The following is a 20516-nucleotide window of genomic DNA, read 5'->3' on the forward strand; positions in this document are numbered from 1 at the left end:
GAGGTAGACGACGTCGAAGCCCATGTCCGCGATGGGTCCGAGCCGGTGCACGGCCGTGCGGAAGGTGCCGTGCGGCTGCTCGGCGGTGCCCTCCGAGCGGGGGAAGAACTCGTACCAGGAGCCGTACAGGGCGCGTTCGCGCTCGACCAGCAGCGGCATCGCATCGGAGGCCGTGACCAGCTCCCGCAACGGATGACGGGCCAGCAGCGCCTCCACCTCCGGCGCCAGCGCCGCCGCGAGACGCCAGGCGGCCGGGCGGCCCTCGTCCCGCAGGGCCGCGACCGCCTCCCGCAGGATCGGCCGCTCCCCATCAGGCACCGCGGCGGCCGCACGCTCGTACAGTCCGGCGCCCTCCTGAAGGACCAGCTCGGTGTCGATGCCCGCCGGGATCTTGATACGGGCGTGGTGCCGCCAGGTGGCGACCGGGTCGGACCAGGCCTCGACCGTGTAGGTCCAGCGGCCCGGCTCGCCCGCGGTGACCGTGGCGCCCCAGCGGTCGGTGCCCGGGGCGAGTTCGCGCATCGGTGTCCAGGGACCGGGCCGGCCGGCCGGATCGCGCAGCACCACGTTCGCCGCGACGGCGTCGTGGCCCTCACGGAAGACGGTGGCGGACACCTCGAACGGCTCACCGGTCACCGATTTGGCCGGCCTGCGCCCCTGCTGGACCACGGGGCGTACGTCGAGGACGGGGATGCGGCCGAGGCCGGGCCGACCGGGTGCGTCGGCGGCGGGCCGCACGGCCTTCCTGCCCGCCGCGGCCGTCTTCTTCGCCGCTGTCTTCGCCACGGTCTTCTTCGCCGCTGTCTTCTTCGCTGCTGTCTTCTTCGCCGGTTTCTTCCTGGCCGGTTCCGTCTCTGCCGCTGCCGGGGTCTTGCTGCTGGTCGGGGGTGCTGACGAGTGGTGCGTGGCGGGCATGACCGCTCCTGTCCGCGTCAACGTGGCTATGGGCGGAGGGATATGGGGAGGTGGGTCCTGCGGAGGTGCTGTGGGACGCCTGTGGGGTGTGTACCGGAGGAGCCTTCCCATCCTTTTCGGGTGGGCAATCCGGAACTTTGTTAACTACTCACGCGTATGTCCACCCACAAGACCGGCCCCTTTCCGGCTCTCCCTTTCCGGATGCCCCCGGACCGCCGCCGCACGCCCCCGACACCCCCGTCCGGCAGGTCCCCACCGACGCCCGGGTAACCACTACCGTCGAGGATGACGACGAGACGTACGGCCGCGTGCGTCTCACCCCGTAACGCGTCCGAGGTGGAATGTGAAGGCGATCCGTCGGTTCACCGTCCGTCCCGTTCTCCCCGAACCCCTCCGGCCGCTGAGCGACCTGGCGCGCAATCTGCGCTGGTCCTGGCATGCGGAAACGCGCGATCTGTTCCAGTCCGTCGATCCCGAGGCCTGGGACGCCGCCGGGGGCGACCCCGTGCGGATACTGGGCCGGGTGCGGCCGCAGCGGCTGGCCGAGCTGGCCGGGGACCGGCGGTTCCTGCGCCGGCTGACCGCGGTCGCCGACGACCTCGACGACTATCTGACCGGGGACCGCTGGTACCAGGGGCGGGCGGACGGGCTGCCCGCCGCCGTCGCCTACTTCTCCCCGGAGTTCGGCATCACGGCCGCGCTGCCCCAGTACTCGGGCGGCCTGGGCATCCTCGCCGGCGACCATCTGAAGGCGGCCAGCGACCTCGGCGTACCGCTGATCGGGGTCGGGCTGCTGTACCGGCACGGCTACTTCCGGCAGAGCCTGTCCCGCGACGGCTGGCAGCAGGAGCACTACCCGGTGCTCGACCCCAACGAGCTGCCGCTCACCCGGCTGAAGGAGGCCGACGGCACCCTCGCCCAGGTCTCCCTCGCGCTGCCCGGCGGCAGGGCGCTGCACGCCCGGATCTGGCTGGCGCAGGTCGGCCGGGTGCCGCTGCTGCTGCTCGACTCGGACGTGGAGGAGAACGACCTCGGCGAGCGCGGGGTGACCGACCGGCTCTACGGCGGCGGCAGCGAGCACCGGCTGCTGCAGGAGATGCTGCTGGGCATAGGAGGTGTGCGGGCCGTGCGGACGTACTGCCGGCTCACCGGGCACCCGCGGCCGGAGGTGTTCCACACCAACGAGGGGCATGCGGGCCTCCTCGGCCTGGAGCGGATCGCCGAACTGTGCGAGCACGGACTGGACTTCGACTCGGCGCTGGAGGCCGTGCGCGGCGGTACGGTCTTCACCACCCACACCCCCGTCCCGGCCGGCATCGACCGCTTCGACCGGGAGCTGGTCGCCCGGCACTTCGGGGCGGACGCCGAGCTTCCCGTCATCGAGGTGGACCGCATCCTGCGCCTCGGCATGGAGACCTACCCGGGCGGCGAGCCGAACCTGTTCAACATGGCCGTGATGGGGCTCCGGCTGGCCCAGCGGGCCAACGGGGTGTCGCTGCTGCACGGGCAGGTCAGCCGGGAGATGTTCGCCGGGCTGTGGCCGGGATTCGACGCCGAGGAGGTGCCGATCACCTCCGTGACCAACGGGGTGCACGCGCCGACCTGGGTCGCCCCCGAGGTGCTGCGGCTCGGGGCCCGGCAGGTCGGCTCCGAGCGGGCCGAGGACGCGCTGACCGTCGGCGGCTCCGAGCGCTGGGACTCGGTCGCGGAGATCGAGGACCAGGAGATCTGGGATCTGCGCCGCACACTGCGTGAGCAGCTGGTGTTCGAGGTGCGCGAGCGGCTGCGCGCCTCCTGGCGCCAACGGGGCGCGGGGAACGCCGAGTTGGGATGGATCGACGGCGTGCTGGACCCCGACGTCCTGACGATCGGCTTCGCGCGCCGGGTGCCGTCGTACAAGCGCCTGACCCTGATGCTGCGCGACCGCGACCGCCTGATGGAACTGCTGCTGCATCCGGAGCGCCCGATCCAGATCGTCGTCGCGGGCAAGGCGCACCCGGCGGACGACGGCGGCAAGCGCCTCGTCCAGGAACTGGTCCGCTTCGCCGACGACCCGCGGGTCCGGCACCGGATCGTGTTCCTGCCCGACTACGGCATGGCGATGGCGCAGAAGCTCTATCCCGGCTGCGACGTCTGGCTGAACAACCCGCTGCGCCCGCTGGAGGCCTGTGGTACGAGCGGTATGAAGGCGGCGCTGAACGGCTGTCTGAACCTCTCGGTCCTGGACGGCTGGTGGGACGAATGGTTCCAGCCGGACTTCGGCTGGGCCGTGCCGACCGCCGACGGCGCGGGCACCGACCCCGACCGCCGCGACGACATCGAGGCGGCCGCGCTGTACGACCTCCTCGAACAGCGGGTCACTCCCCGCTTCTACGAACGAGGCCGGGCCGGACTGCCCGACCGCTGGATCCAGATGGTCCGCCAGACCCTCACCCTGCTCGGCCCCAAGGTGCTGGCCGGCCGCATGGTCCGCGAGTACGTCGAGCGCCTGTACGTCCCCGCCGCGCAGGCACACCGCGCGCTGACCCCCGACGCGGCACGGGAACTGGCCGTGTGGAAGGCGCGGGTGCGGGCGGCCTGGCCCGTGGTGAGCGTCGACCATGTCGAGACGACGGCGACGACGGCCACGGCCGAGCTGGGCACGACGGTGGGCCTCAGGGTCCGGGTGGCCCTCGGCGAGCTGACCCCGGAGGACGTGGAGGTGCAGGCGGTGTCGGGGCGGGTGGACGCCGAGGACCGCATCACCGACGCGACCGTCGTCCCCCTGAAGCCGGCCGGCACCCCGGATCTGGAGGGCCGGCTGCTGTACGAGGGCCCCCTCGCCCTGGACCGCACCGGCCCCTACGGCTACACGGTCCGCATCCTGCCCACCCACCGCCTGCTGGCGTCGAGCGCGGAACCGGGCCTGGTGGCGCTGCCGCCGGAGGAGGTGGTGGCGGGGGCGGGGGTGCTGTTGCGGTGAGGGACGTGCGCGGCGAGGGCCGGGCGCCGGGGTGCGAGCGGGGCTCGGCTCACACCTCGGACAGGCCCTCGCACAGCTTGCGCAGCACCGTCCCGCACCGGCGGGCGTAGGCGTGCTGGAGGCCTCGGGTCGCGGGGCCGCCGGCACGGGCGTACCACTTGGCTCCCTTGCTGAAGGCCGCGACCGTCAGCCACACCGTGCCGTCGCCCGTGCGGTCGACCACGAAGGCCTCCTCGCCGCACTCGGGGTGGCCTTCCAGGGTGCCGTAGGCCCAGCCGGCCCGCCGGGGTTCCTCGGCGGTCCAGAGGATGCGGCAGGGGGCCTTGATCAGGGCGGCCAGGGTGACCGTGACGTCGACACCGGGGGCCGCGCGGTCGGCGCCGGCGTCGATGCCCACGCCGAGGGCGCGGTGCATCTCCCAGGTGAGGACAGCTTCGGCCGCCCGTTGGAAGACCTTGTGGCCTTCGCCGAGACGGGTGCGGACGAGCATCGGGTGGAAGCCGGGCGGGCAGTACGTCAGATCGTCGCGGGTCGCGCCGACCGGCTCGTAGGTGAAGGGCGCCGAGGACATGGGTCACAAGGGTAGGGCGGCACCCGGGAAGCCTGCCTCCCGGGTGCCGCCCTGCGTCGACCGCGCCTACGTCAGCTGACGTTGACCGCGGACCAGGCCGCCGCAACCGTCTTGTACTCGGTGCTGCTGGCGCCGTACAGGTCGGACGCCGCCTTCAGGGTGCCCGAGCGGGCGCCCGAGTAGTCGGTCGTCGACGTGAAGTACGTCGTCAGCGCCTTGTACCAGATCTGCAGCGCCTTGTCCCGGCCGATGCCGGTGACCGTGGAGCCGTTGGAGGTCGGGGAGTTGTACGAGACCCCGTTGATCACCTTGGCGCCGCTGCCCTCCGAGAGGAGGTAGAAGAAGTGGTTCGCGACACCGGACGAGTAGTGGACGTCCAGGTCGCCGACGGAGGAGGACCAGGAGTCGGCGGAGCCGCCGTCCTTGCTGGGCTTGTCCATGTAGCGCAGCGGGGTGCCGTCGCCGTTGATGTTGATCTTCTCGCCGATGAGGTAGTCACCCTTGTCGGACGAGTTGTTGGCGTAGAACTCCACGCCGGTGCCCATGATGTCGCTGGTGGCCTCGTTCAGGCCGCCGGACTCACCGCTGTAGTCCAGGCCGGCGGTGTTGGCCGTGACACCGTGGCTCATCTCGTGGCCGGCCACGTCCAGAGAGGTCAGCGGGTCCTTGTTGCCGGAGCCGTCGCCGTAGGTCATGCAGAAGCAGCTGTCGTCCCAGAAGGCGTTGACATAGCTGCTGCCGTAGTGGACGCGGGAGTAGGCGCCGACACCGTCGTTCTTGATGCCGCTGCGGCCGAAGACGCTCTTGTAGAAGTCCCAGGTCTCCTGCGCGCCGTAGGCGGCGTCGGCGGCGGCCGTCTGGTCGCTGGAGGACGTGGAGGCGGTGCCGGTGCCGAAGGTGTTGGTCGAGTTGCTGACCAGGGTGCCCTTGCCGGACGTCTTGCGGGCCAGGTTGTAGGTCTTGTGACCGCCGCGGGAGGCGTCGGTCAGGTTGTACGACGAGCCCGACTGCGTGGTGCTCAGGCTGACCGTGCCCGAGTACAGCGTCTTGCCGGTGCCGGTCGCGTTCTCGATGCCCTGGTACTGGAAGAGCTTCTTGCCGGTGGCGGCGTCGGTGATGACGTGCAGCTGGTTCGGGGTGCCGTCGTCCTGCAGACCGCCGACGATCGTCTCGTAGGCGAGGACGGGCTTGCCCGAGCCGGCCCAGATCACCTTGCGGGCGCCGTTCGCGGAGGACTTGGCGGAGCCGAGGGTCTTGGCGGCGGAGACCGCCTGCTGCTCGGCCTTGGCGGCGGAGAGCTGCGGCTTGAGCGAGGCCACCTTGATGGTCGCCTTGGTCGCTCTGGTGACGCCTTCGGTCTTGCCCGACTTGGCGGTGTGCACGACGAGGTCGCCGCCGAGGACCGGGAGGCCCGCGTAGGTGCGCTCGTAGCGGGTGTGGACGGTGCCGTCGACGTCCTTGACGACGTCCTTGACGACCAGCTTCTCCTTGGCGCCGAGGCCTATCTGCTGCGCCGTCGCGGCGGCGTCGGCCTGGGCCTTCTGTATCAGGGAGGTGTGGGCGGCCGCAGACAGGGAGACCGGGGCGGCACCGGGGGTCTTGGCGGCGGCGGTCGCGCTGGTGGCCAGACCGGTGGAGAGGAGGGCTCCGGCGGCAACGGCGGTGGCGATGGCCAGAGTGGTGCGCTTGTGACGCGCATAGAGGGGGCTCACGCAAGCTCCTTCTCGTGGGGGAGTCCGGTCAGCGTGGGGTTACTGGCCGGAGTTGTGTGGTGAAGCTCTGCGGCGGGTGAAGGAAGAGTGGCATTAAGGGCGCGTACATGTCAGGGCCCTGAAGTGATGTTGGCCGAAACTCGACTGTCTGAGAAACGTTGCGGTTGTGTTAACAGGCGCCGTCCGAGGGTGCCGGACCCTCGGACGGCGCCCGAATTCCGGGCTTGTAGTGGCTGATTTACGGGAACGTCAGCTTCCATCCATTGATCGTTCCGGTGTCGTACGTGGCCTGATCCTGCACCCGCAACGTCCAGGTGCCGTTGGCCGGTTCGGCGGCGGCGTTGACCGTGAAGGTCTGCTTGACGTTGTCCGCCGAGTCCGAGGAGCTGAAGTCCTTCAGCCGGTAGGCCTTGCCCGACGGGCCGACGAGGTCGATCACCAGGTCACCGCGCCAGGTGTGCGTGATGTCGACGCTCGCCTGGAGGTTGGCGGGCGCGTTTCCGCTCCGGCCGGAGACCGTGATGCCGGAGGTGACGGCGGGCCCGTTGTCCGGGATGGCCACCTGGGTGTGGCTCTCGTACGTCGTACCGGTGCCGCCACCGCCGCCGTCGGAGCGCGAGCCGACCGCCACGCCCGCCCACGCGTCCTGCACCGCCTTGTACTCGGCGCCGGAGGTGCCGTACAGCTCGCCGGCCGCCGCGAGGGTGCCGGTGCGGGCGTCGGCGTAGTTCGTGGTGGAGGTGAACTTGGTGGTCAGCGCCCGGTACCAGATCTGCAGCGCCTTGTCCCGGCCGATGCCGGTGACCGGAAGCCCGTCCGCCGTCGGCGAGTCGTAGCTGACGCCGTTGATCACCTTGGCGCCACTGCCTTCCGAGAGGAGGTAGAAGAAGTGGTTGGCGACACCGGACGAGTAGTGCACGTCGAGGCCCCCGACGCCGGAGTACCAGCTGTCGGCGGAGCCGCCGTCCTTGCTGGGCTTGTCCATGTAGCGCAGCGGGGTGCCGTCGCCGTTGATGTTGATCTTCTCGCCGATGAGGTAGTCACCGGGGTCGGAGCTGTTGTTGGCGTAGAACTCCACGCCCGTGCCCATGATGTCGCTGGTGGCCTCGTTCAGGCCGCCGGACTCGTCGCTGTACTCCAGGCCCGCGGTGTTGGAGGTGACGCCGTGGCTCATCTCGTGGCCCGCGACGTCGATGGCGGTCAGCGGGTCGTTGTTGCCGGAGCCGTCGCCGTAGGTCATGCAGAAGCAGCTGTCGTCCCAGAAGGCGTTCACGTACGAGTTGCCGTAGTGGACGCGCGAGTAGGCGCCGACGCCGTCGTTCCTGATGCCGCTGCGGCCGAAGGTGTTCTTGTAGAAGTCCCAGGTCTCCTGCGCGCCGTAGTGGGCGTCCGCGCCCGCGGTCGCGGCGTTGGTGTTGGTGCCGTCGCCCCAGGTGTCGTTGTTCTGCGAGAACAGCGTCCCGGTGCCCGAGGAGCCGTGGTTGAGGTTGTACGTCTTGTGGCCGCCGCGCGCCCCGTCGGTCAGCGTGTACGTCGAACCCGACTGGGTCGTGGTCAGGTTCACCTGCCCGCTGTACCGGGTCTTGCCGACCCCGGTCTCGATGCCCTGGTACTCGTAGAGCTTCTTGCCGGTGGTGGCGTCGGTGACGACGTGCAGCTGGTTCGGGGTGCCGTCGTCCTGCAGACCGCCCACGACCGTCTCGTAGGCGAGGACGGGCTTGCCGGAGCCGGCCCAGATCACCTTGCGCACGGAGTCGGCCGCCGACTTGCTGCCGCCGCGGGCCTTGGCCCGCTGCACGGCCTGCTTCTCCGCCGCGGCCTTCGACACGGCCGGGGTGAGCCCGGCGACCTTCAGCGTGGCGCCGTCGGCCTTGATGACGTCCATCGTCTTGTTGGACCGGGTGGTGACGACGAGGTCGCCGCCGAGGACCGGAAGGCCCGCGTAGGTGCGCTCGTAGCGGGTGTGCAGCGTGCCGTCGGCGTCCTTGACGATGTCCTTGACGACCAGCTTCTCCTTGGCGCCGAGGCCGAGCGAGCGGGCGGTGGCGGCCTTCGTGGCGTCGGCGTGGCGTATCAGCTCGACGCGCTGGGAGGGGGTGAGCCGGACCGCCGCGTGGGCCGGGTTCATCTTGCCGGGCTGCGGCTTCGCGGGCGTGGCACTGGCCGCGCCCGACTGGACGGCGACGGCGATCAGGGCGGCGACGCCGGCGAGGGCGACGGTGGCGGTGCGGCGGTGCGCCGTGCGGCGCTGTGCTGTGTGGGAGGTGCGTCCGCGAGAGGAACTGCTTCTCAACACTGACTCCTTCTGCATGACCGCGGGTCGCGCGGCCAGGGGAGACCGGACGGTGGGTTTGGGACGTCCGGGCAGAACAGGGCGTTACGCGGAACCACGTGCAGGCCGCTCGGCACAGCGGGTAGGTCTGTGGGGTTGCTGTGAGTCGGCCTGGGAAGAGTGACAGGGGATCAGTGCACCTGTCAGGACCGCGTCACAAACTTGGCCGGAAATGCTCCGTTGACCGGATGTTCATGTTCGATATGCGAACCGGTCACCGGGGGAGGAGGTGCCCTCACCAGGGCGGCCGCCCTGGGCGCCGATCCCGCCATCCGCCGCACGCACGACCGCGGTTGTCCGGTTCGATGCCCCGGCCGCCGGTGTCTCGGCGGCCGGGGCGGCCGGTGGCAGGGAAGCCGACGGTTGTCACGGCTCGGCGGTGTCGCCGTGCCAGGTCCGCCACAGGGCGGCGTAGGCGCCGTCGGCCGTCACCAGGTCCTCGTGCGTGCCCAGTTCCGTCAGGCGGCCGTCCTCCATCACCGCGACCCGGTCGGCGTCGTGGGCCGTGTGCAGGCGGTGGGCGATGGCGATGACCGTACGGCCCTGGAGGACGGCGGCGAGCGCGCGCTCGGTGTGCCGGGCCGTCGCCGGGTCCAGCAGGGCGGTCGCCTCGTCCAGGATCAGGGTGTGCGGGTCGGCCAGCACCACTCGGGCCAGGGCGAGTTGCTGGGCCTGGGAGCCGTCGGTGGAGCAGCCGCCCTCGCCCAGCCGGGTGTCGAGGCCGGCCGGCAGGTCGCGCACCCACTCGTCGGCCCCGACCGCCGCGAGCGCCGCCCACAGGTCGGCGTCCGCCGCCTCCGGTTCGGCGATCAGCAGGTTGTCGCGGACCGAGCCCAGGAAGACATGGTGCTCCTGCGTGACCAGGACGACCTGGCGGCGCAGCAGCTCCGGCGCCAGCGCGGCGACCGGCACCCCGCCCACGGTCACCGTGCCGCTGCCGGGCCGGTCGATGCCCGCGAGCAGCCGGCTGAGCGTCGTCTTCCCGGCGCCGGAAGGCCCCACCACCGCGAGCCGTTCCCCGGGCCGCACCGTCAGATCCACCCCGCGCAGCACCTCGCCGCCGCGCTCGTAGGCGTACCGCACCCCGCGCACGTCGATCCGGTCGTCCACCGGGACCGGCGCGCCGGTCGCACTCTCCTCGCGGGGCCCTCGCGCCGGTCCTGAGCCCTCCTTGCCGGGCGTCTGCGCCAGCCCCTCCACGCGTGCGAACGAGGCGCTGCTGCTCTGCAGTTGCTCCACGTGCATCAGGATCTGGTCCAGCGGCTCGGTGAACTGCCGCAGGTACAGCGCCGCGGTCACCACCGCGCCGACCCCGATCGCGCCGCGCTCGTGCAGCCACCCGCCGAGCAGCAGCACGCCCGCCACGGGCACGGTGTACGTCACCTCGACCGCGGGGAAGAACACCGTCCGCAGGAACAGCGTGTAGAAGCGGGTATGGCGGGACTTCTCCAGCGCGTCCCGGCTCGCCGCGATGCGGCGGCGGCGCAGCCCGAACGCCTCGACGGTCCGGGCCCCGGCCGCCGTGGCGGCGAGGATCTCCGCGACCTCGGACGTGGCCGCGCCCTCCGCGAGATAGCCGTCCCGGGCCCGGCGCAGATACCAGCGCAACGCCAGCCAGATCGGGGCGAGCCCCAGCAGCCCGAACGCCCCGAGCACCGGGTCGAGCGCGAACACCGCGACCAGTACGAACAGCGCCTGCACGGTGTTGACCAGCAGCTCCGGGCCGACGTCGCGCAGCGTGGTGCCGACGATCGCCACGTCCGCCGTGCCGCGCGCCGTCAGATCGCCGGTGCCGGCCCGCTCCACCGCGGACGCGGGCAGCGCCAGCACCCGCTCGACGTACTCCTCGCGCACCCGGGCCAGCGTCCGCTCCCCGAACCGGTAGCCCACGGCGCGCGCCCAGCGGGCCAGCAGCAGTTGCGCCAGCGCGCACACCAGGATCCACGGTGCGAGCCGGTCCACCGCGCCGACCCCCTGCCCGGCCCGCACCTCGTCGACGATGCGTCCGACCAGCCACGGCCCGACCAGCCCGGCCCCCGCCGCCAGGGCGTTCAGCAGCAGCGCGGCGGCGAACGCCCGCTTGTCGGCCCGCACCAGCCGCAGCGCTGCCCGCCGCACCCGGCCCCGGTCCGCGACCGGCAGCAGCCCCTCGCCCGCGGTCACCGCGCGATCCCTTCCGCGTCCCGCTCCCCGTCGGCTTCCGTGTCCGGTTCCGCGTCCCGTTCCATGTCCCGTTCCGTGTCCCGGGCCACGAGCGCCCGGTAGCCCGGCTCCGCCGCCAGCAGCCGACGGTGCGGTCCGCTCGCCGCGATCTTCCCGTCCACCAGGAACACGACCGTGTCCGCGCGGTCCAGCACCAGCGGCGAGGTGGACACCACCACCGTCGTACGGCCCTCCCGGGCCTCCCGCAGCCGCCGCGCCACCGCCGCCTCGGTGTGCGCGTCCAGCGCCGAGGTCGGCTCCACGGCGAGCAGCACCTCGGGGTCGGCGAGCAACGCCCGCACCAGCCGCACCCGTTGCCGCTGCCCGCCCGAGAGGCTGCGGCCCTGCCCGGCCACCGCCCCGTCCGGCCCGTCCGGCAGCCCGCGCACGACGTCCTCGGCAGCGGCAGCGTGCAGCGCACCGGAGAGCGCCGACTCGTCCGGGGTGCGCTCGGCGGCCACGACCTCCCGCAGCGGTCCGGCGAACAGGTCGGCCTCGTTGTCCGCGACCCGGATCCGCGCGCGCACCTGTGCGAGCGGCACCGCGTCCAGCCGTACCCCGCCCCAGGTGGCGTCGGTCGGTCCGAAGCGGCCGAGCCGGTCGACCACGGCGACAGCCTCGGCGGGCCGGGCGGCGGCCAGTGCGGTCAGCCGGCCCGGCACCACCCGCACCCCGGACGCCGGATCGTGCAGCTCGGCCGGCCGCTCGGGCGCCTGCCGCGTGCCGTCGTCCGGTTCCGGCTCCAGCCGCAGCAGGCGTACGACCCGGCGCGCGGCCACCACGCCCCGGTTCAGTTCGTAGGTCGCCTCCACGAAGAAGGCCACCGGCCCCACCAGCATCGCCACATAGCCGTACACCGACACCAACTGGCCGATGCTGATGGCCCCTTGGGCCGCGAGTCGGGCCGCCAGCCAGGTCACCACGGCCAGGAAGAGGGTGGGCAGGCCCACGCCGAGCGCCTGCACCCAGCCGGTCACCGCGCCCACCCGGTAGCCCTGTGCCCGCAGCCGCTGCGAGTCCGCGCGGAAGGCGTCCGCGAACAGCCCCTTGCCGCCGAGCCCGTTGAGGACGCGCAGTCCGCCGGCGAGGTCGCCGATGCGCGCGGTCAGCACGCCCTGCCGCTCCCGGTAGGTGCTCACCTCGCGCTGCAGCCGCACCGTCAGCGGCCCGGTGACCAGCGCGATCACCGGCAGTCCGAGCACCACGACGGCGGCGAGCGGCACCGAGATCGTGAGCAGCACCCCGGCCACCACCACATAGACGACGGCCGAGCCGGTGCCGGGTCCGACCACGGTCAGCGCCTGCGCGATGGTCTGTACGTCGCCGACCCCGATCGTCACCACCTCACCGGCCCCCGCCCGGCGCGGCAGCGCGGCCCCGAGCCGTACGACCTGGCCCATCACCACCTTCACCGTGCGGAAGTTGGCGTCCATCCGCACCCGGGTCATCGTGCGGTGCCGCATGATGCTCACCCAGGCGTTGACCGACCCGAGCACGAACATCGCCGCGGCCCACCCGGCCAGCACCCCGAGCCGTCCCGGCACCAGCCCGTCGTCCACGGCCCGCGCCATCAGATACGGCTGCGCGGCCAGCAGCACCATCCACACACTGCCGAGCAGCGCCCCGGTCACCGCGCGGCCCGGCTGGCACCGCACCAGCCACCACAGATAGCGCCAGCCGCCGCGAGTGTCGGGCGTGCCAGGTTCCTCGTACGCGTCGATCATCCGTCCCCCGGTCGGCTCGGCCCGCTGCGAGTCATCGAACCTATCGGGGCCCCGGACGCCGGCTCCATCGAAATACCGGAGCCCCGCTCAGCCCAGGATCCCCCGGTCGTACCCCGCCGCCACCGCCGCCGCACGGTCGTTCACGCGGAGCTTGGCGTACAGGTGGGTGAGGTGGGTCTTGACGGTGGCCTCGCTGATGAAAAGTTCGCGTGCGATCTCGCGGTTCGAGGTGCCCCTGGCGACCAGGACCAGCACCTCGCGCTCGCGTGCGGACAGCGGCTCGGCGCCGGGCTGCCGCGGGGTGCGCACCGCGTGCACCAGGCGGGAGGCGACGGCCGGGGAGAGGACCGTACGGCCGTCGGCGGCGGCGCGGACGGCGGTGAACAGCTCGTCGCGCGGGGCGTCCTTGAGGAGATAGCCGGTCGCGCCCGCCTCGATCGCGGGCAGGGTGTCGGAGTCGGTGTCGTACGTGGTGAGGACCAGCACTTTGGCGCGGGCGCCGCGCCGGGTCAGCTCGCGGATGGCGTCCACACCGGAACCGCCGGGCATCCGCAGGTCCATGAGGATCACGTCCGGGTCCAGGGCCGCGGCCCGGTCGACCGCCTCCACCCCGTTCGCGGCCTCGCCGAGCACGGTGAAGCCGGGGGCGGACTCGAACATGCCGCGCAGGCCGTCGCGGACGACCGGGTGGTCGTCGACGATCAGCAGGGAGATGGTGGTGTCAGCGGTCATCGCGCACCAACGGTACGCGAGCCGACACCGCCGCCCCGTGCCCAGGCTCCGACTCGAGGGCGAGGGAGCCGGCGATGCGCTCGGCGCGGGCCCGCATGCCGTCCAGGCCGAAGCCCCCACCTCGGGTGCGTTCGGGTACGGCGGCCGGGTCGAAGCCGGTGCCGTCGTCGCGGATGTCCAGCGAGACCTCGTCGCCCATGAAGGACAGGGTCACCCCGACACGGGTCGGCCGGGCGTGCCGGGCCGCGTTGGACAGGGCCTCCTGGGCGATGCGCAGCAGGGTCGCCGAGACCTCGTCGTGCAGTTGCTCGGCGGTGCCGGTGACCGTGAACTCGGCGCGCACCCCGGTGCGTTCCCCCCACTCGGCGACCGTCTTCCTCAGCGCCTGCGGCAGCCCGTCGGTGGCGAGGGCGACCGGGGCGAGGTTGTGCACCGAGCGGCGGGCCTCGCCGAGGCTGTGCCGGGCCAGGGAGGAGGCGCGCTCCAGATGGGTGCGGGCGGTGTCGAGGTCGGGGGCGTTCGCCACCACCTGGAGCTGGGCGATGATCCCGGTCAGGCCCTGCGCGATGGTGTCGTGGATCTCGGCGGCGAGCCGGCGGCGCTCGTCGGCGACGCCGGCCTCCCGCGCCTGGACGAGGAGCTGGGCGTGCAGGGCGGCGTTCTCGTCGAGGGCCTGCTGCAACGCCGTGTTGGTGCGGCCCAGTTCGGCGATGGTGTCGGCCTGGGCGACGGCGCGGCTCTGCTCCTGCACGGCGTACCGGGTGAACACGGTGACCATGACGACGTTGACGAGCAGGACGAGGAAGAAGCCGAGCCACAGGGTCAGCCCGTGCGGCGGCCAGCCGCCGATCTCGCTGCCGGCCATGGTGACGGCGGTCAGGACGAGACCGGGCAGCACCAGGCGGCGGGGCAGGTCGATGCCGGCGGTGTAGTAACCGGTCGCGGCGTAGAAGGCGAAGAACGGGTTGGCCCAGGTCAGAATGAAGGCGATGGCCCAGCGCAGCACGTAGAGGACGACACCGGTCCGGCTCGGGCCCGGCCGCTTCCGCTTCACCCTTCCCCAGTACAGCTGCAGCACGACACCCGCGGGCACGAGTACGGCGGAGACGATCAGGCCGGGCCGGTCCATGCCGACCGCGCGGGCGGAGATCGCCGCCGCGACGGTCCCGGTGGCCAGCAGCGCCCAGGGTCCCCAGGTGTTGAAGGAGGCCCGGGGATGCAGTGGTGCGGCGTTCGTCATGCCACCAGTCTCCGGCACGGCTCGCTCACTCCCACCGGAACCAGCGCGCCGCCCCCGCCGTCAGCAGCACCGTCCACAGCGCGAGCACGCCCAGGTGCGTCCAGCCGGGCCAGTTCCCGGCGGCCGCCTGGTCCAGGGCGCGGGCCGCCGCGCCGAACGGGGTGAGCTGGACCACCCGGGCCAGGGCGTGCGGCATGGACCGGACCGGCAGCCAGACACCCGCGCAGAACATCATCGGGAAGAACACCGCCGATCCGATCGCGCTCGCGATCTTCGTGGTCCGGGACAGCGCCGAGACGACGCTGCCGAGGGCGAGCGCGGCCGCTGCCGCGAGCAGCAGGCCGAGCAGATAGCCGGCTGGCTGCCGGGGCAGGGTCACGTCGAAGGCGAGCCGGCCGACCACGAGCGCGAGCAGCGCCGAGGCCACGGCGACCACGCCCTGCACGGCCATCTGCGCCGACAGCAGGGCGGAGGGCCGTACCGGGGTGGTGGACATCCGGCGCAGGATGCCCCGCTCCCGGTAGCCGGTCAGGGCCTGCGGCAGCGCCTGCACCCCGGACATGATCAGGGCGATCAGCACCGCCACCGGCACATAGGCGTCGATCGGCCGCAGCCCGCCCATGGACGCGTCGGCCTCGCGGAACGAGGGGATCGAGCCGAGGATCACCAGCAGCAGCGTCGGGAACAGGAAGATCCAGAAGACGGCCGCGGGTTCGCGGCGGAACAGACGGAACTCGGTGCGCAGGACGGCGGTGTTCATGCCGTGGCCTCCTTGGTCAGGTCGAGGAACGCGTCGTCGAGGGTGGCGTCGGTCACACGCAACTGGTGGGCGGTGACGTGGTGGCGGGCGAGCAGCGAGATGACGGCGTCGACCGTCTCGTCGGTGCCGGTGAGGGTGATCCGGTCGCCCTTGCGCTCGACGGAGGCGAGCGCGGGCAGTCCGGACAGCTCCCGCTCGTCCAGCGGGGCGGACGGTGTGAAGGAGGCGACGGTGGCGCCGGCGGAGCGCCGGATGAGCCCGGTCGGGGTGTCCAGCGCCGCGACCCGCCCCTTGTCGATGACCGCGATGCGGTCGCAGAGCCGCTGCGCCTCCTCCATGAAGTGGGTGACGAGCAGCACGGTGACACCGCTCGCCCGGACGTCCTCGATGAGCTGCCAGGTGTCGCGGCGGGCGCGCGGGTCGAGGCCGGTGGTCAGCTCGTCCAGCACCACGACGCGGGGAGCGCCGATGAGCGCCAGCGCGATGAACAGGCGCTGCTGCTGCCCGCCGGAGAGTTTGCCGAACCGGGTGCCGAGCTTCGCCGTGAGGCCCAGGCGTTCGGCCAGCGGTTGCCAGTCGGCCGGGTTCGGGTAGAAGGCGGCGTACAGCTCCAGCGCCTCCCGCACGGTGAGTTTGGCCTGCAGTTCGCTCTGCTGGAGCTGGGCGCCGAGGATCCTCGCGACCTCGTCGTGGTCGGCGACGGGGTCGAGGCCGGCGACCCGGACACGGCCGGTGTCGGGGACCCGCAGCCCCTCGACGCACTCCACGGTGGTCGTCTTCCCGGCGCCGTTCGGGCCGAGGATCCCGAAGATCTCGCCCTCCTCGACGGTGAAGGAGACGCCGTCGACGACGGCCCGGCCGCCGTACGACTTGCGCAGATCGGTGACTTCGATGACGGATGGCATGCGTCGAGAATCCCGGTCGGGCGGGGTCCGCCACATCGGCCGACCCGCTCGAAGCGGCATCGTCCGATCGGTTGATGCCGGGCTACGACTCCTCGCGACACCGTGTACGCCCCCCGGACGGGCAGGTCGTAGGACCAAGGGCGCAGGAGGGTCCGGCCGAAACTCGGTGGGCGATGTCGGTGCCGGTCCGTACGCTCGCGGTGATGGCCACGACACGTGCAACCACCGAGGACCGCTCCACCGTCCGCACCCTGCTGCGGCTGTGGCCGTTCGTCCGCCCCGTGCGGGCGCGCCTGTTCACGGCCGCGTTCATCGCGATCGTCGCCTCCTGCACCGGGCTGGTGATCCCGCTCGTCCTCAAGTGGATCGTGGACGGCCCGGTCGCCCACCGGGACCCGGCGGGCGTCTGGCTGGGCGCGCTGTATCTGCTCCTCCTCGGCATCGCCGAGGCGGTCCTGTTCGGCGTACGGCGCTGGCTGGTGGCCCGTCCGCTGTCGCACGTCGAGGCGGAGATGCGGGCGCGTCTCTACGGCCGTCTGCAGCGGCTGCCCGTCGCCTTCCACGACCGCTGGGCCTCGGGCCAGCTGCTGTCCCGGGGCACCACCGATCTGATGCTGCTGCGTCAGTTCCTCGCCTTCCCGCTGACGTTCCTGCTGGTCAACGGGGTCACCATTCTCGTCGGCGTGATGATCATGCTGCTGCAGGACTGGACGCTGGGGTTGATCATCCTCGCTCCCGCGATCCCCGTGATGTGGACCTGCGCGGTCTTCGAGCGGCGCTACGCCGAGGTGGCCCGGCGCGCGCAGGACCAGGTCGGCGACCTGACGACGGTCGTCGAGGAGAGCGTGCTCGGCATCCGAGTCATCAAGGGCTTCGGCCGCCACCGCAGCCAGGCGCGGGCGTTCCGCGCCCTGTCCGTCACCCTGCGCGGCACCGAACTGCGCAAGGCGCGGCTGCTCGCGTCGATCTGGGGGGTCATCGTGACCCTGCCGGAGCTGGCGATCGGGGCGGCGCTGGTGCTGGGCGTGGCGCGGGTCGCCTCCGACGCCCTGAGCGCGGGGACCCTGGTGGCCTTTCTGAGCACGGCACTCGCGCTGCGGTGGCCGGTGGACTCGATCGGCTTCCTGCTGGCGATGAGCCAGGAGGCGGCCACGGCGACGGAACGATACTTCGAGGCGTTGGACGAGGAGCCGGAAGCCGACCCGGTGCCCGTCCCGGCGGCACCCCCCGCGCACGGGCGGGCGACCCGGCCCCCGATCGGCGGCGACGCCGGACTCCGCTTCGAGCACGTCCGGTTCCGCTACCCCGACGCGTCCCCCGACTCCCCGCCCCTCCTGCACCGCATAGACCTCCACATACGCCCCGGCGAGTCCATGGCCCTGGTCGGCGCCACGGGCAGCGGGAAGACGACGCTCACCGCGCTCGTCCCCCGGCTGCACGAGGTCACCTCGGGCCGGATCACGCTCGACGGCGTGGACATCGCCGCGATGCCGCGCGAGGAACTGCGCGCCAAGGTGGCCGTCGCCTTCGAGGAACCCACGCTGTTCTCCACGAGCATCGGCGAGAACGTCCTCATGGGCGCCTCGGCCGACGCCGGAGCGGCGGACCTCGACCGCGCACTGGCCGTGGCCCAGGCCGACTTCGCCCACGCCCTGCCGCAGGGCACCGACACCCGCGTCGGCGAGCAGGGCCTCAGCCTCTCCGGCGGCCAGCGCCAGCGCCTCGCGCTGGCCCGCGCGGTGGTCGGCACACCGCAGTTCCTGGTGCTGGACGACCCCCTCTCCGCCCTGGACGTGCACACGGAGGCCGCCGTGGAGGCCGCGCTGCGGCAGGTCCTCGCCGACACCACCGCGCTGATCGTGGCCCACCGGCCGTCCACGGTGCTGCTCGCCGACCGGGTCGCCCTGCTCTCGGGCGGCCGGATCGCCGCCGTCGGCACCCACCAGGAACTGCTGCGCACCAACGCCGAGTACGCGCATCTGATGTCCGGAGACTCCAGGGACAGGGAGGACTCCCGTTGACCACCACGGCCACCTCGACGCCCACCGCCGACGACGAACTCCCCGGTCCGCCCCGAGCGGGCGAGGGCGGCGACGTGTTCGACCGGGACGTACTGCCCGCTCCGCCCGGCGCCACGCTCGCCCTGCTGCGCTCCCTGCTCGCGCCCCTGAAGGCCCGAGCCGCGCTGACCACCGCCCTGCTGCTCCTCCAGCAGGCGGCGGTGCAGGTGAGCCCGCTGCTGGTGGCGTACGCCATCGACACCGCCGTACCGGCCTTCCGGGACCACCGGCACGGCCCGCTGATCGCGGTCGCCGTCGGCTGCCTGGTCAGCGCGCTGCTCTCCGGAGGGCTGCAGTTCGCCTTCATCGAGACCTCCGCCCGGGTCAGCCAGGACGTGCTGCTGGAGCTGCGGGGCCGGATCTTCCGGCACGCACAGGCGCTGAGCGTCGACTTCCACGAGCGCTACACCTCGGGACGGCTGATCTCCCGCTCCACGACGGACGTCGAGTCGCTGCGGGAGCTGCTCGACGAGGGTCTGCAGGAACTGGTCACCGTCGTACTGTCCTTCGTCTACATCTCGGCGATGCTGCTGTGGCTGGATCTCGGCCTCGGCGCGCTCGCGGTGGCCTCCTTCGTCCCGCTGTATCTGCTGGTCCGGCTCTACCAGCGGCGGGCGGGTCGGGTGTACCGGGCGCGGTCCACGGCTATCGCGGCGGTGATCGTCAAGTTCGTGGAGACGATGAACGGCATCCGGCCGGTGCGCGCCTTCCGGCGGGAGGCCGCGAACGACGCCGAGTTCGCCGTGCTCAACGGACGCCACGAACGCACCAACGGCGACGCCCTGCTGGAGATGGCCCGCTATGTGGTGGGCTCCCGGCTGGTGGCCAACACGGCCGTCGCCGGGATCGTGCTGTGGGGTGCCTACCAGGTGGCGACCGGCTCGCTGGAGCTGGGCGTACTGGCGGCGGCCGTGCTGTACCTGCGCCGGCTGTACGACCCGATCGACCGGCTGGGGATCTTCCTGAACTCCTACCAGTCGGCCGCCGCCTCGCTGGAGAAGATCGCCGGGCTGCTGGCGCAGACCCCGTCCGTGCCGGAGCCGTCGGTGCCGCGCGGACTCCCGCCGCGGAAGGGAGACCTCCCGGGCCGTGAGGTCGTCTTCGACGGGGTCCGGTTCGGCTACCGCACGGGCGGTGAGGTACTGCCCCGCTTCGATCTGACCCTCCCGGCCGGGCAGACGGTCGCCGTGGTCGGCGCCACGGGCGCCGGCAAGTCCACCCTCGCCAAGCTCCTCGCCCGCTTCTACGACCCCTCCGACGGCCGGGTGCTGCTCGACGGGGTCGACGTGCGCGAGCTGTCCGTGCCGGAACTGCGGCGCGGGGTGGTGATGGTGACCCAGGAGGCGTTCCTGTTCTCCGGCACGGTCGCGGACAACATCGCCATCGGCCGGCCCGACGCGACCCGTGAGGAGATCGAGCGGGCGGCGAAGGCGATCGGCGCGCACGAGTTCATCGGCGCGCTGCCCGACGGCTACGACACCGACGTCCGCAAGCGCGGCGGGCGCATCTCGGCCGGACAGCGCCAACTGGTCGCCTTCGCACGCGCGTTGCTCGCCGACCCGGCGGTGCTGATCCTCGACGAGGCGACCAGCTCGCTGGACATCCCCGGCGAGCGGGCCGTGCAGCGGGCGATGGCGACGGTGCTGCGCGGCCGTACGGCGGTGGTGATCGCGCACCGGCTGTCGACGGTCGAGATCGCGGACCGGGTGCTGGTGATGGAGCAGGGCCGCATCGTCGAGGACGGCCGCCCCGACGAACTCATCGCGGGCACCGGCAAGTTCGCCCGGCTGCACCGGGCCTGGCGGGACAGTCTGGCCTGAGGTTCGGCGCGGACGTGCCGCGCCGCTTCACGAGGGCTCGCTTCGGTCCGCCCGGCCGCGGCGGGCCCGGCGGACGGCCAGCCGCATGCGCAGCACGTACCAGGGCGTGGGCGGCACCCAGCCCAGCTGGACGGCCTGGCCGAGGTCGTCGCGGTTGGCCCAGTGCTCGATCAGCCGCCCGTCGGCGACGCGGCACCAGTGTGTCTGGGTGACGGAGAAGGTCTTCCCGGTCGCGGGGAACGCCCCGGTGGGCCGGGCGTTCTCGTCGTAGGTGACGAACGTGCCGGTGTGGCGGGCCGACATGGTGGTGTGCAGGACCACGAGGTCGCCTTCCACCACCGCCTCGTCGATCGTCCAACGCAGGTCGGAGTAGGCGGCGCGCAGCCACAGCGCACTGGCGTGGAAGGCCCTCGGTCCGCGGCCCCGCGCCGCCGGCGGCTCGGCCCGGCTCTCGCGGTTGACGGCATCGGGGTGGATGAGCGCCTCGAAAGCGGCGAGGCCGTCGCCCTCGCCCATCATCCGTACGCAGCGGATCGCGATGTCGCGTGCGGTGAGCTGGGGTTCGGTCATCGTGACGTCCT

General features: G+C 72.5%; 14 protein-coding genes. 3 read left to right on the forward strand and 11 right to left on the reverse strand.

Features of this window, described 5'->3' with window-relative positions; translation table 11 throughout:
* Nucleotides 1–915, reverse strand: a 915-nt coding sequence (locus tag AQI95_RS29210; protein WP_159056605.1) for a maltotransferase domain-containing protein, incomplete at its 3' end; no start/stop codon positions are given.
* A 343-nt stretch (nucleotides 916–1258) separates the two neighbouring features.
* On the opposite strand from AQI95_RS29210, the gene glgP reads away from it, so the two are divergent.
* Complete coding sequence (gene glgP / locus AQI95_RS29215; protein ID WP_067130362.1) at nucleotides 1259–3877, forward strand: alpha-glucan family phosphorylase; 2619 nt, start codon at nucleotides 1259–1261, stop codon at nucleotides 3875–3877.
* A 49-nt stretch (nucleotides 3878–3926) separates the two neighbouring features.
* On the opposite strand, the gene AQI95_RS29220 is transcribed toward glgP, so the two are convergent.
* The 9 genes from AQI95_RS29220 to AQI95_RS29260 all read right to left on the reverse strand — a co-directional run bounded on the left by AQI95_RS29220 (nucleotide 3927) and on the right by AQI95_RS29260 (nucleotide 16055).
* Nucleotides 3927–4448 carry a DUF1990 domain-containing protein gene (locus AQI95_RS29220; RefSeq protein ID WP_067130365.1) on the reverse strand — a complete coding sequence of 174 codons (522 nt, stop codon included), beginning with the start codon at nucleotides 4446–4448 and terminating at the stop codon, nucleotides 3927–3929.
* Nucleotides 4449–4519: 71 nt separating this feature from the next.
* Nucleotides 4520–6160, reverse strand: a complete 1641-nt coding sequence (locus AQI95_RS29225; protein WP_067130368.1) for a M4 family metallopeptidase — start codon at nucleotides 6158–6160, stop codon at nucleotides 4520–4522.
* Between the two features lie 238 nt (nucleotides 6161–6398).
* Nucleotides 6399–8453 carry a M4 family metallopeptidase gene (locus tag AQI95_RS29230; protein WP_067130371.1) on the reverse strand — a complete coding sequence of 685 codons (2055 nt, stop codon included), beginning with the start codon at nucleotides 8451–8453 and terminating at the stop codon, nucleotides 6399–6401.
* A 405-nt stretch (nucleotides 8454–8858) separates the two neighbouring features.
* Nucleotides 8859–10655 (reverse strand): ABC transporter ATP-binding protein, encoded by a 1797-nt coding sequence (locus AQI95_RS29235; protein ID WP_067130374.1) that lies wholly within the window; start codon nucleotides 10653–10655, stop codon nucleotides 8859–8861.
* Nucleotides 10652–12418: an ABC transporter transmembrane domain-containing protein gene (locus AQI95_RS29240; protein ID WP_067130377.1), complete on the reverse strand. Its 1767-nt coding sequence runs from the start codon at nucleotides 12416–12418 to the stop codon at nucleotides 10652–10654. The genes AQI95_RS29235 and AQI95_RS29240 overlap by 4 nt, the downstream gene beginning before the upstream one ends.
* Nucleotides 12419–12505: 87 nt before the next feature.
* Nucleotides 12506–13150, reverse strand: coding sequence for a response regulator (locus tag AQI95_RS29245; RefSeq protein WP_067130380.1), 645 nt, complete (start codon nucleotides 13148–13150; stop codon nucleotides 12506–12508).
* Nucleotides 13140–14390: a sensor histidine kinase gene (locus AQI95_RS29250; protein WP_067130383.1), complete on the reverse strand. Its 1251-nt coding sequence runs from the start codon at nucleotides 14388–14390 to the stop codon at nucleotides 13140–13142. The genes AQI95_RS29245 and AQI95_RS29250 overlap by 11 nt, the downstream gene beginning before the upstream one ends.
* A 25-nt stretch (nucleotides 14391–14415) precedes the next feature.
* A complete protein-coding gene (locus AQI95_RS29255; RefSeq protein ID WP_067130386.1) occupies nucleotides 14416–15150 on the reverse strand; it encodes an ABC transporter permease in 735 nt (244 codons plus the stop codon).
* A complete protein-coding gene (locus tag AQI95_RS29260; RefSeq protein ID WP_067130389.1) occupies nucleotides 15147–16055 on the reverse strand; it encodes an ABC transporter ATP-binding protein in 909 nt (302 codons plus the stop codon). Before AQI95_RS29260 ends, AQI95_RS29255 begins: the two co-directional genes overlap by 4 nt.
* Nucleotides 16056–16258: 203 nt before the next feature.
* Here AQI95_RS29260 and AQI95_RS29265 point away from each other — a divergent pair, with 203 nt between their 5' ends.
* Together AQI95_RS29265 and AQI95_RS29270 are read left to right on the forward strand one after the other, a co-directional pair.
* Nucleotides 16259–18076 (forward strand): ABC transporter ATP-binding protein, encoded by a 1818-nt coding sequence (locus AQI95_RS29265; RefSeq protein WP_067131010.1) that lies wholly within the window; start codon nucleotides 16259–16261, stop codon nucleotides 18074–18076.
* Nucleotides 18073–19935 (forward strand): ABC transporter ATP-binding protein, encoded by a 1863-nt coding sequence (locus tag AQI95_RS29270; protein WP_067130392.1) that lies wholly within the window; start codon nucleotides 18073–18075, stop codon nucleotides 19933–19935. The genes AQI95_RS29265 and AQI95_RS29270 overlap by 4 nt, the downstream gene beginning before the upstream one ends.
* 27 nt (nucleotides 19936–19962) lie before the next feature.
* Here the strand turns inward: AQI95_RS29270 and AQI95_RS29275 are convergent, their stop codons facing one another.
* On the reverse strand, nucleotides 19963–20505 hold the full coding sequence (locus tag AQI95_RS29275) for an ester cyclase (RefSeq protein ID WP_067130395.1): 543 nt from the start codon (nucleotides 20503–20505) through the stop codon (nucleotides 19963–19965).
* Nucleotides 20506–20516 lie beyond the last annotated feature (11 nt).

This window comes from Streptomyces yokosukanensis, assembly GCF_001514035.1.
Lineage (GTDB): Bacteria > Actinomycetota > Actinomycetes > Streptomycetales > Streptomycetaceae > Streptomyces > Streptomyces yokosukanensis.

Bases quoted from the DNA above. Each gene is read 5' to 3' on its own strand.
- AQI95_RS29245 (WP_067130380.1), bottom strand. From the start codon at position 13,150: ATGACCGCTGACACCACCATCTCCCTGCTGATCGTCGACGACCACCCG.
- AQI95_RS29265 (WP_067131010.1), top strand. From the start codon at position 16,259: ATGGCCACGACACGTGCAACCACCGAGGACCGCTCCACCGTCCGCACC.
- AQI95_RS29220 (WP_067130365.1), bottom strand. From the start codon at position 4,448: ATGTCCTCGGCGCCCTTCACCTACGAGCCGGTCGGCGCGACCCGCGAC.
- AQI95_RS29250 (WP_067130383.1), bottom strand. From the start codon at position 14,390: ATGACGAACGCCGCACCACTGCATCCCCGGGCCTCCTTCAACACCTGG.
- AQI95_RS29240 (WP_067130377.1), bottom strand. From the start codon at position 12,418: ATGATCGACGCGTACGAGGAACCTGGCACGCCCGACACTCGCGGCGGC.
- AQI95_RS29260 (WP_067130389.1), bottom strand. From the start codon at position 16,055: ATGCCATCCGTCATCGAAGTCACCGATCTGCGCAAGTCGTACGGCGGC.
- AQI95_RS29275 (WP_067130395.1), bottom strand. From the start codon at position 20,505: ATGACCGAACCCCAGCTCACCGCACGCGACATCGCGATCCGCTGCGTA.
- AQI95_RS29255 (WP_067130386.1), bottom strand. From the start codon at position 15,150: ATGAACACCGCCGTCCTGCGCACCGAGTTCCGTCTGTTCCGCCGCGAA.